Origin of the sequence: Mesorhizobium sp. M7D.F.Ca.US.004.03.1.1, assembly GCF_003998635.1 — a bacterium.
Lineage (GTDB): Bacteria > Pseudomonadota > Alphaproteobacteria > Rhizobiales > Rhizobiaceae > Mesorhizobium > Mesorhizobium loti.
In genome coordinates this window covers 1-9,257 of sequence record NZ_RZQG01000160.1, presented here as the reverse complement: position 1 = coordinate 9,257, position 9,257 = coordinate 1, and the positions used below count along the sequence as shown (strand labels likewise).

Annotated in this window: 14 protein-coding genes; 6 read left to right on the top strand and 8 right to left on the bottom strand. The window is 62.1% G+C overall.

Going from position 1 to position 9,257, the window contains the following annotated elements:
• The 4 genes from EN935_RS12160 to EN935_RS12145 all read left to right on the top strand — a co-directional run.
• A partial coding sequence (locus tag EN935_RS12160; protein ID WP_164771096.1) for an ABC transporter ATP-binding protein occupies positions 1-561 on the top strand: 561 nt, incomplete at its 5' end.
• Entirely contained in the window at positions 558-1,049 is a 492-nt protein-coding gene (locus EN935_RS12155; RefSeq protein ID WP_127265619.1) for a RidA family protein, read from the top strand. The genes EN935_RS12160 and EN935_RS12155, both read left to right, overlap by 4 nt.
• Positions 1,050-1,058: 9 nt before the next feature.
• A complete protein-coding gene (locus EN935_RS12150; protein WP_127265618.1) occupies positions 1,059-2,270 on the top strand; it encodes an aminotransferase class V-fold PLP-dependent enzyme in 1,212 nt (403 codons plus the stop codon).
• A gap of 54 nt (positions 2,271-2,324) precedes the next feature.
• Positions 2,325-3,146 carry an IclR family transcriptional regulator gene (locus tag EN935_RS12145; protein ID WP_126069270.1) on the top strand — a complete coding sequence of 274 codons (822 nt, stop codon included), beginning with the start codon at positions 2,325-2,327 and terminating at the stop codon, positions 3,144-3,146.
• A 69-nt stretch (positions 3,147-3,215) separates the two neighbouring features.
• On the opposite strand, the gene EN935_RS12140 is transcribed toward EN935_RS12145, so the two are convergent.
• From EN935_RS12140 to EN935_RS12120, 5 genes are all read right to left on the bottom strand, one after another.
• Complete coding sequence (locus tag EN935_RS12140; protein ID WP_127265617.1) at positions 3,216-3,527, bottom strand: PilZ domain-containing protein; 312 nt, start codon at positions 3,525-3,527, stop codon at positions 3,216-3,218.
• Positions 3,528-3,666: 139 nt separating this feature from the next.
• The gene (locus EN935_RS12135; RefSeq protein WP_109669793.1) at positions 3,667-4,155 is read right to left on the bottom strand and encodes an NUDIX hydrolase; all 489 of its coding nucleotides are present in this window, start codon (positions 4,153-4,155) and stop codon (positions 3,667-3,669) included.
• Positions 4,156-4,366: 211 nt separating this feature from the next.
• The gene (gene gpt, locus EN935_RS12130; protein WP_057145797.1) at positions 4,367-4,867 is read right to left on the bottom strand and encodes a xanthine phosphoribosyltransferase; all 501 of its coding nucleotides are present in this window, start codon (positions 4,865-4,867) and stop codon (positions 4,367-4,369) included.
• Between the two features lie 237 nt (positions 4,868-5,104).
• A complete protein-coding gene (locus EN935_RS12125) occupies positions 5,105-5,938 on the bottom strand; it encodes a universal stress protein (protein ID WP_126069269.1) in 834 nt (277 codons plus the stop codon).
• A 14-nt stretch (positions 5,939-5,952) separates the two neighbouring features.
• Positions 5,953-6,762, bottom strand: a complete 810-nt coding sequence (locus EN935_RS12120; RefSeq protein WP_245468720.1) for a competence/damage-inducible protein A — start codon at positions 6,760-6,762, stop codon at positions 5,953-5,955.
• Between the two features lie 134 nt (positions 6,763-6,896).
• On the opposite strand from EN935_RS12120, the gene EN935_RS12115 reads away from it, so the two are divergent.
• Positions 6,897-7,895 (top strand): alpha/beta fold hydrolase, encoded by a 999-nt coding sequence (locus EN935_RS12115; protein WP_127263046.1) that lies wholly within the window; start codon positions 6,897-6,899, stop codon positions 7,893-7,895.
• 67 nt (positions 7,896-7,962) lie between these two features.
• On the top strand, positions 7,963-8,250 hold the full coding sequence (locus tag EN935_RS12110) for a hypothetical protein (RefSeq protein ID WP_109671742.1): 288 nt from the start codon (positions 7,963-7,965) through the stop codon (positions 8,248-8,250).
• A gap of 72 nt (positions 8,251-8,322) precedes the next feature.
• On the opposite strand, the gene EN935_RS12105 is transcribed toward EN935_RS12110, so the two are convergent.
• The 3 genes from EN935_RS12105 to EN935_RS12095 form a co-directional block, all read right to left on the bottom strand.
• Positions 8,323-8,562: a DUF2188 domain-containing protein gene (locus tag EN935_RS12105; RefSeq protein WP_109671741.1), complete on the bottom strand. Its 240-nt coding sequence runs from the start codon at positions 8,560-8,562 to the stop codon at positions 8,323-8,325.
• A gap of 29 nt (positions 8,563-8,591) precedes the next feature.
• A complete protein-coding gene (locus EN935_RS12100) occupies positions 8,592-8,870 on the bottom strand; it encodes a DUF982 domain-containing protein (protein WP_013532012.1) in 279 nt (92 codons plus the stop codon).
• Between the two features lie 153 nt (positions 8,871-9,023).
• A partial coding sequence (locus EN935_RS12095; protein ID WP_164771095.1) for an SH3 domain-containing protein occupies positions 9,024-9,257 on the bottom strand: 234 nt, incomplete at its 5' end.

Sequence of the window (9,257 nt, the reverse complement as noted above, 5' to 3'; positions counted from 1 at the left end):
CCTGACCACGCCAGCCGCTATCCGCACGAATTCTCCGGCGGCCAGCGCCAGCGCATTGGCATCGCGCGCGCGCTCGCCGTCGAGCCGCAATTCATCGTCGCCGACGAACCGGTTTCGGCGCTCGATGTCTCGGTGCAGGCACAGGTGCTCAATCTGTTCGGCGACTTGCAAAGAAAGCTTGGCCTGACGCTGCTGTTCATCGCGCATGACCTCTCGGTGGTCGAATATCTCTGCGACGAGGTGGTGGTCATGTATCTCGGCCGCGTCATGGAGCGCGGCCCGAGCCGCCTTGTCTATGCCGCGCCACGCCACCCCTACACGAAAGCCCTGCTGGCGACAGCGCCAGTGCCGGACCCGACGCGGCGCCGCTCGCACATACCTTTGCATGGCGACATTCCAAGCCCGATCGATCCGCCTTCCGGCTGCGTCTTCCGCACCCGCTGTCCGGAAGCGATCGCGGCCTGCGCTGAAACCGTGCCGCCGGTCGAGCCTGTCGGCGGCGGACATCACGTGGCATGCATCCGCCACAATGAAAAAATGTCTGACTGGAGTTTGAAATGACCTTTTCCGAGCTGTTCAAGCATCCGGACAGCACGCCCTACAGCCGGCTTTCGGCGCTTGGCATAACGTTGCCCGAGGCGCCGTCGCCAATCGCCAATTTTGTTACCCACGTCCAGGAGGGAAAGCTGCTGTTCCTGTCCGGCCAGGGACCGAGCGAAGCCGATGGCCGGCTCCATACCGGCAAGGTCGGCGCCGACGTCACCATTGACGAGGCCTATGCCCATGCCCGGCTGACGGGCATTAACCTGATCGCCGTCATGCACGCGGCCCTGGGCGACTTGCGCCGTGTGCGGCGTGTGGTCAAGCTGTTCGGCATGGTCAACGCGACACCCGACTTTGCCGACCATCCGGCTGTCATCAATGGCTGTTCGGACCTGCTTATCGATGTTTTCCAGGAAGCCGGTATCCACGCGCGTTCAGCGGTAGGCCATGGCTCCTTGCCCGGCCGCATCACCGTCGAGATCGAAGCCGTCATAGCGATCGACTGAGGACAGGACATGACCAAGCACAACAGACCCGACAACATCCGCCGCCAGCTGGGCTTGAGGCCCGTCATCAACGTGTCCGGCACGATGACCTCGCTTGGTGCCTCCATCGTCGTCCCGCAAGCGGTCGAGGCCGTCTCCGCCATCCTCGGCGAATTCGTCGAAATGGGCGACCTGCATCGGCGTGCCAGTGCCGTCATTGCGCAATTGACCGGCGCCGAAGCCGGCTTCATCACGGCTTCCTGTTCGGCGGCGATCAGTCTTGCCGTGGCTGCCTGCATGACCGGGCCGAACCTCTGGGCGATCGAGCGGCTGCCCGACACATCAGGCCTGAAAGACGAGGTGCTGATCCAGTCCGGGCACATGATCTCCTATGGTGCGCCGGTGGAACAGGCGATCCGGCTGACCGGCGCCAAGGTCGTCCCGGTTGGCCAGGCGACCAGCGCCTCGGCCTATCATCTGGCTGGTGCCATCACCGATCGCACCGCGGCGGCGGTCTTTGTCGTTTCGCATCATGTGGTCGACTATGCCCAGATACCGCTGGCGATCTTTGCCGAGGTTGCGCACGCGCGTGGCGTGCCTGTCATCGTCGATGCGGCGTCGGAATATGATCTCACCGGCTTTCTCGCAACCGGCGCCGATCTCGTCCTTTATTCCGGCCACAAATTCCTTGGCGGCCCGACCTCCGGCATTGTCGCAGGGCCGAAGGAAAGAGTTCGCAACGTCTACCTGCAGAACCGCGGCATCGGCCGTGGCATGAAGGTGGGCAAGGAGGGCATCGTCGGGGCGCTCGCGGCACTTCAGGCCTGGAAGGTGCGTGACCATGACGCCATTCGTGCCCGCGAACGCAGGGCGCTCGATTGCTGGATACAGACGCTTGAAGGGCGGGCTGGCGTCAATGTCAGCATCGAGCCCGATCCGACCAACAACCCGCTCGACCGCCTGAAGCTTACGATCGATCCGGCACAGGCCCGCATCACCGCATGGGATCTCGCCGATCGTCTGGCCGCCGGCGACCGGCCGGTGATCGTGCGCGACCACGAAGTCGAGCATGGCTATTTCCTTCTCGACCCCTGCAACCTTCATCCGGACGAAGAGTTCGTCGTGGCTGCCCGACTTGGCGAGGAACTCGATATTGCGCGCAAGTCGAATGAGATCATCGCGACGCCTTTCAACGAGCGCGTCCTCGCCAGCGAGGCGGCAATCCTCAACTGGCCGGATTGACTGCCGCCATGCTACTGCCCTGTGACAACCATGCGCGATGAACCCCGAGGCCTCATGGCAACGACGACAACCGATCGAGACCTGAGCAGCACCAAGGTCGCTACAGAGCCGCGCCGGTCGCGTACCAGCGGCATTGACCGTGCGTTGCAGATTCTGGATTGCCTGCAGCGGCAGGGACGGCCTGCAACCGCCTATGAGATCGCGCGCGATATCGGCGCACCGCTGTCGACCATCTATGTCATTGTCGACGACATGGTCGAGAAGGAGCTTCTGGACCGCAAGGATGGCGGCCTGTTGTGGCTCGGGCCGCGGCTATATCAATATGGCTTGACCTATGCCCGCACCCTCGACCTGCTCAACGTTGCGGTGCAGGAAATGCATGAACTGGCCCAGAATTCGAAAGAGACCGTCCAGATATGTGGTCGCGATGGCGACCACATGGTCGTCTTCGCCATGGAAGAGGGCAAGGATCATTTCCAGGTGACGTCGCGCGTCGGCACGCGCACGCCGCTCAACTGGACCGCCTCGGGCCGGCTGTTGGTCGGTCATTTGCCGGAAGCCGAGCGTCTGGAGATCTTCGCCCGCTCGGCGACGGCCTCGCCGACGGGGCGCGCCGAAACCGACAAGAATGTGCTTGCCAAGGCATCCGCAGCGACGCTGGCGCAGGGGCTGTCGATCCAGGCCGGCGAATCCGATTTTTCAGTCGCCTGTATCGCCGCTCCGATCCGCGACAATCTGGGAGCCTGTCGCGCGACGATCTCGATCGTCGTTCCCGACCTGAAGCTGAAACAAAAGAACCCGGACCTGGCTGCGCTGGTCAAACTGAGCGCCGGGCGTATTGAAACGCGTCTGGGTTGGCGGAACGGCCAGCCATAGCCGCTAATTTAGCTTGATGTTTTCGAGATTGGCTGGTGGTCGGCTTGCCAACCCCAGGTCCCGGCAGGATCAGCCGTAATGCAGCCGGGGTTTTGGCTCGGTGCTGGTGAACTGCACCCCGATGCGGTCGTTGCGCCGCCAGCGGACCTCGCACCGATAGGCAATGCCGTCGAGCGGCACATAGAGAAGAAAGTGATCGGGAACCCGGGCTTCGAGCGGTATCTTCAGTTCGGCGCCACTTTCGTGCTGATTGCGCAGCGTGCAACCGACTTCCGAATTCGAAATTCCGGTAATGATTGACCCGCCCTTGAGCACACGCGGACGATGCTCGCGCTGGGGCTCGTCGGACACGTTCGGAATCGGATTTGCAGGGTTCGACATCGCTGAAAAATACCAGAGCTGCCGAATCCTACCTTTGATTCCTTAGCAAAGCATTCACGTTGATGCGCAAATGCGTATCGCGCCTTGCAAGCCGAACTGGTTTACAACTTGGGCGCGCGGTGCGGCCATCCAATCCCGTTTAGGGAAAGCTGTGCGGGTCGGCGCAGAAATAGGCGATAATCTGGCAAAGATCAGGTTCGTTGATCATGTGCACCGCTTCGCTGGAACTGACCCATTTGCGGGTGCGGGAGTGTTTTTCCTTCCAGCGGTCGGCGATCTTGTCGACATGCAGCGGGAACACCAGGACCTCGCACGGCACTTCTTCGCCGGAAGCCAGTACCTTGGCGTAGAAGTAACGGCCGGCTTCGAGATGAGAGACACTGCCGCGCAGCCCGGCTTCCTCGCCGGCCTCGCGCGCTGCGGCCTCGCAGAGCGGCTCCCTGGCCTCTGGCCAGCCCTTGGGCAAAACCCAGCGACCGGTATCGCGACTGGTGATCAGCATGATCTCGACGCCGTTCCCGGTATCGCGCCAAGGCAGGGCGGCAACCTGTAGGCGACAGGGTGCGGTGCCGAAGAGTCGCCGGACCCTTTCGACCAGATGGTTGTGCGTCGTTGGCCTCGTCAACATCGGAGAAGCTAACCCCAGCCCCCAGAATCGTTTGCCGCCTCACGAATCTTACGGCTAATTATCAGCAATAAAAGTAAAAAATTTCACTCTCCCTGGCGATTTCCACCAATAGGCGTCGATTTCACAAAATATCTGGCCTGCCAGGCCCGTTTGCGAAAGCAAATCATGTCCGGTGCAAGCTGCTGGTATGTAACAGGCAGGTTGTTGCGAATCAGCCGGCGTGGTCGTCGGCGATCGGCTTCTGGTAGGTGAAGCCCATGTCCCACGGGAAATAGATCCAGGTGTCCTGGCTGACTTCGGTGACGAAAGTATCGACCAGCGGCCGGCCTTTCGGCTTGGCGTAGACGGTGGCGAAATGCGCCTTGGGCATCATCGCGCGCACGATGCCCGCTGTCTTGCCGGTGTCGGTCAGGTCGTCGATGATCAGCACGCCGGCGCCGTCTTCGGCGAGCAGGGCAGGGGTGATCTCCTTGAGGACCTGCAGCTGCCCCTGGCTGGTATAGTCGTGATAGGAGGCGACACAGACCGTCTCGATGACGCGGATGCCGAGTTCGCGCGAGATGATCGCCGCGGGGACCAGCCCGCCTCGCGTGATGCAGACGATCGCTTTCCACTGCCCTTTGTTGGCACCGGCCAGCCGCCAGGCGAGCGCGCGGGCGTCACGATGGAACTGGTCCCAGGAGACAGGAAAGGCTTTTTCGGGAAGGGACATGTCGCGCACTCCGCAGCACGCGGGGATCGCGCGCAAGAAAACAGGGGAATGCGCGCGGAATTAGCCGGAAAGCCCCCGTCTTGGCAAGAGCAGGGGCCTTGGCAAGGGCAGGCCTGAGTGATCACTGTGGACTTAAAGCGTATCGCGTCGAAACGGATTCATGCGACGCGCCTCAAGTCTCTGCTTGCATGCATGTCGTTGTCTCAAAACCGGAGCCATTTTTTTGAGCGACAGGCATCAGCGCGACAGGAAGGCTGCCACCGGCGCGGTGCGCAGCACCGTGCGCGTCACGCCGCCGAACAGAAGCTGGCGCAGCCATGAGTGGCTGTAGGCGCCGAGCACCAGCAGGTCGGCGCCGGTCTCCGCGATCCTGGTCTGGATGATGTCATCGATCGAATTGCCGCCCGAACGCTGCACCGAGACGCTCACGGTGGCGCCGTGGCGCGATAGCGCGGACGCGATTTCGGCCCCGGCGGCCTCTGGGCTGTCGTCGAGCGTTTCAGGGGGGTCGATGACCAATATGTCGGTCTTCTCGGCTTCGATGATGAAGGGCAGCGCGTCGAAGGCGGCGCGCGCCGCTTCCTTGCTGCCGTTCCAGGCGAGCAGCACGTGTTTGAAGGTGGTGACCAGCGGACCCGCATGCGGCACCACCAGCACCGGCCGGCCGGCGTCATAGACCAGCGTGTCGACATCCGCGCTCGGGTCACCGCCCGTTTCGCGCTGCGCCGCTATGATCAGGTCGGCGGCCCGCACGCTTGAAATCCCGGTCAGCGCACTGTCGCCCGAAAAACTCTCCAGGCTTCGCCACTCGAAGGATAGACCGGAATTCTCGATATGCCTGAGAAACACGGCCTGCAGCTTTTCGGCCCGCTCCCGGTTCATGTCGGCCGAAACCTGCAGGAACTCGGTGTCCGGAAAGCCTGTGGCAGAGGTGTAGGGCACGGGAAGCGTTTCGGCGTGGATGCCGATCAGATGGCTCTGGAACCGGGTGGCGAGCGGAATGGCACAGTCGAGCACCCGCTCCGCGTCCTGCTCGTTCTGCAGAATGGCGACGATGGTTTTGAATCGCATGATGATCCCTCAGTCTACGAGCTATCGAACTCGCGCCGAGGAAACGTTGCAGCGTCGTGCTTGGTTCCGGTCTGGACCGGATCAGCCGGGATTGTGGCGAACCCGGTGACCATTGCCTCGACATCGGCGCGGGCGGCGTCCAGCGCCTCCTGGCTGCGGGCACGCACGACCAGTTCGGTCCAGAACTTGCCGTCGCCATATTTCGGGTAGGAGCCGATGATCGTGTCCGGATGCGCTTTCTGGATGTCGCCCAGCGGCCCGCCGATGAGGCCTTCGCCGAACGGGCAGGGCACGGTTGCCGACAGCATTTTCGTGCCGGCCTTCAGCGTCGGCACGACATTATCGAGCATGGCCTGGAAAATCGATGGCACACCGGCCATGACATGGACGTTGCCGATGCGGAAGCCGGGCGCGACCGACACCGGATTGTCGATGAGATCGGCGCCTCGCGGCATCCGTGCCATGCGCTTGCGGGCCTCGGTATATTCGATGCCGCGTGCGGCATAGCTTGCCTCCAGCGTCGCGTAGGCCTTGGCATCGTATTCACAAGGCACGCCGAAGGCCTTGGAAATGGAATCGGCCGTGATGTCGTCATGCGTCGGGCCAATGCCGCCGGTGGTGAACACATAAGTGTAGCGGACGCGCACGGCATTCACCGCAGCAATGATCTCGTCTTCCTCGTCCGGGACTATGCGCACTTCCTTCAGGTCGATGCCGATCGCTGTCATGATGTCGGCGAGATGGCCGATGTTCTTGTCCTTGGTGCGGCCAGACAGAATCTCATCGCCGATGACGAGCATGGCGGCGGTTACGATTTCAGGCATGGGAAGCTCCGGCAAGAAAGGTCGCCTGAGATAGCGCGGCGCGGCAGCGGCCGCAATGCCGCCCCCGTTTCGATGCAAGGTTGCAGCGGCACCGGATGCGGCTAAGCTCAACCAGGCTCTGATCCGGGTGAACAATGCTCCTGTCGATTCTGTCGTGGCTGCTGGTCGTTCTGGTGTTGCTGGCAGTCTTGGGGATCGCCAGTCTGGTGCTGGCGACGCTGTGGATCGCTGCCAAGGCCGAAAGGCTGGTGCCGCCGGTCGGAAAATTCATCGAGATCCACGGCAACCGCATCCACTATGTCGATCAGGGTGAGGGGCGGCCGATCGTCTTCGTGCATGGGCTTGGCGCTCAGCTCCATCATTTCCGGCACACTCTGTTCGGACGATTCGGCCCGGGCTACCGGCTGATCGCGCTCGACCGACCGGGTGCGGGCTATTCGGTGCGCGCCAGCGGCGCCTCCGGTGGCCTGCCCGAACAGGCTGGAATCGTGCGAGGCTTCATCGAAGCGCTTGGGCTGGAAAGGCCGCTGGTGGTCGGTCATTCCCTCGGCGGCGCCATCGCGCTGACCCTTGCCGTGGAGCACCCCGAGGTGATTTCCGGCATCGCCTTGTTGTCGCCATTGACCCACATGGAAGCCGGTGCGCGTGAAAAGCTGGGCTCGCTCTATATCCCGTCACGCCTATGGCGTCGGATCATGAGCTATACCCTGGCGATACCGACGAGCCTTAGATATGCGCGGCCGACAATGGAATTCATCTTCGCGCCGCAGGCTTTTCCTGCCGACTACATGGTCGACGGAGGTGGGTGGCTGGGGCTGAGACCAGCCCATTTCTACGCCACGTCCTCCGATGTCGTGGCGGTAGAACAAGATCTCGGCCGCATCGAGGGTCGTTATGGCGAGATCGTCATGCCGGCCGGCATTCTTTTCGGTACGGTCGATCGTGTTATCGATATCCGTACCCACGGCGAGCCCATGCAGAACAAGATCGAAAGGCTTGAGTTCGAATCTGTCGACGGCCTCGGGCACATGCCGCAATTCAACGAGCCGGAACGGGTCATCGCGTTCATCAAACGCATTGCGGCCCGTGCTTTCCGATCCGACATCAACCCGGCTTCACAACAATTTCAATGAACCATTCGGCTCATTGGCGGGTTTTACCCGTGTCGCACCCAAGGCGGCCAAGACACGGAGTAATTCAATGTACAGGAAACTTCTCGCAGCATCCGTTCTGACGATCGGTCTCGCCACATCGGCGATGGCGCAGTCGTCGGACGGCAATCATCAAGATTGGCTCCACCACAACTGGCTCTTCGGCAATGAGGATTCATCGTCTGTGGACACTACCACAACCGGTAGCATCAATGGCGACAGCTCCGGGCTGAACACCCTCGGCAACCCCGGCGCAGCCGGGCCTTGCGCCTCCAACACCGCCGGTCCTGATGCGAATGCTCAGGGGAACGTCAACGACCAGTACTGCGGCAAATAGTCAGCCGCAGGCTTCTGCCGCCGCGAGACGCCCTTCTCTCCGGGCGTCCGCGGTCGGCTCCCTGACGAAGGGTCAGTCGGAGACCTCTGTCTGCGGTCGATCCCGGCCATCGGCCAGTTCCTCATGCCATTTGCCTTCGGCGTCCTCGTACTGGATGCCGTCCGTGGCTCCGGCGACTTGCTGCTCGGCCGAGGCGATTTCGGCGGCGCGCAAGGCGTCCTGATGGGTGGGAAACGTCTCCGAAAAGGTCGCTCCGACCTTGTAGGCCCAGCCGCCGTCATGCTCGACGACCTTGTAAGTCAGCTTCGCCATGAAAACCTCCAGTTGAAAGGTCCGTCTGCTCAATGCAGCCGGTCGTCTGGCAGTCTGTCGTCGGGCACCAGCACTTCCGATTCCTTGGCGGCTTCAATCAGCGCCCGGCGCGCATCTGCAGTCGAACGATAACCTTCCAGTACTTTGAGGCAAGTGTCGAGGGCATCACGATGGCGCGGGCCGCGATTGAGCGGCCACACGGTCATCAGGCACTCCGCCGCCTCCTGGGCGCTGCGGATATGGCGATATTTGCCGACGTGGCCAAGTTCGACGACGACCGGCACTTCAAAAGGTTTGTTGTCCATCATGGCCGCAACGCAAAGCAGCCAATTTGGTTGCAACCATGGTCTTCAGCCTGCGCCCAAAAGTCGCGTCGCGTTTGCGACGCGACTTAGGTCTTTGTTTGATGCATGTCGTTATCCCAAAACCGGATCCACTTTTGGGCGACATGCACTGATGTCTCAGTAGCCGCAATCGTTGCGCAGCCAGCGTGCGTTTGCCCAGCCGGTCCGGCCGCCGATTTCGACCTGATACCAGTTGCCGCGTCGGTCGAAGATCTCGGTATGATCGCCATTGAACAACTGGCCGATCATCCGCGACGATGAGTTCGGCCGTGTCCGCACAGCAAGAAAGCCGCTTCCTGTCGCCAGATTGTAGCGGCCGGACAGGCCGTGCACCGTGCCCTCGCAATATTG

What these genes read in the sequence shown, in the direction of transcription:
- gpt (WP_057145797.1), bottom strand. Translation starts at nt 4,867, where the DNA reads ATGTCCCTTCCCGAAAAAGCCTTTCCTGTCTCCTGGGACCAGTTCCAT.
- EN935_RS12120 (WP_245468720.1), bottom strand. Translation starts at nt 6,762, where the DNA reads ATGCCTGAAATCGTAACCGCCGCCATGCTCGTCATCGGCGATGAGATT.
- EN935_RS12135 (WP_109669793.1), bottom strand. Translation starts at nt 4,155, where the DNA reads ATGTTGACGAGGCCAACGACGCACAACCATCTGGTCGAAAGGGTCCGG.
- EN935_RS12155 (WP_127265619.1), top strand. Translation starts at nt 558, where the DNA reads ATGACCTTTTCCGAGCTGTTCAAGCATCCGGACAGCACGCCCTACAGC.
- EN935_RS12115 (WP_127263046.1), top strand. Translation starts at nt 6,897, where the DNA reads ATGCTCCTGTCGATTCTGTCGTGGCTGCTGGTCGTTCTGGTGTTGCTG.
- EN935_RS12150 (WP_127265618.1), top strand. Translation starts at nt 1,059, where the DNA reads ATGACCAAGCACAACAGACCCGACAACATCCGCCGCCAGCTGGGCTTG.
- EN935_RS12140 (WP_127265617.1), bottom strand. Translation starts at nt 3,527, where the DNA reads ATGTCGAACCCTGCAAATCCGATTCCGAACGTGTCCGACGAGCCCCAG.
- EN935_RS12125 (WP_126069269.1), bottom strand. Translation starts at nt 5,938, where the DNA reads ATGCGATTCAAAACCATCGTCGCCATTCTGCAGAACGAGCAGGACGCG.
- EN935_RS12110 (WP_109671742.1), top strand. Translation starts at nt 7,963, where the DNA reads ATGTACAGGAAACTTCTCGCAGCATCCGTTCTGACGATCGGTCTCGCC.
- EN935_RS12105 (WP_109671741.1), bottom strand. Translation starts at nt 8,562, where the DNA reads ATGGCGAAGCTGACTTACAAGGTCGTCGAGCATGACGGCGGCTGGGCC.
- EN935_RS12145 (WP_126069270.1), top strand. Translation starts at nt 2,325, where the DNA reads ATGGCAACGACGACAACCGATCGAGACCTGAGCAGCACCAAGGTCGCT.
- EN935_RS12100 (WP_013532012.1), bottom strand. Translation starts at nt 8,870, where the DNA reads ATGATGGACAACAAACCTTTTGAAGTGCCGGTCGTCGTCGAACTTGGC.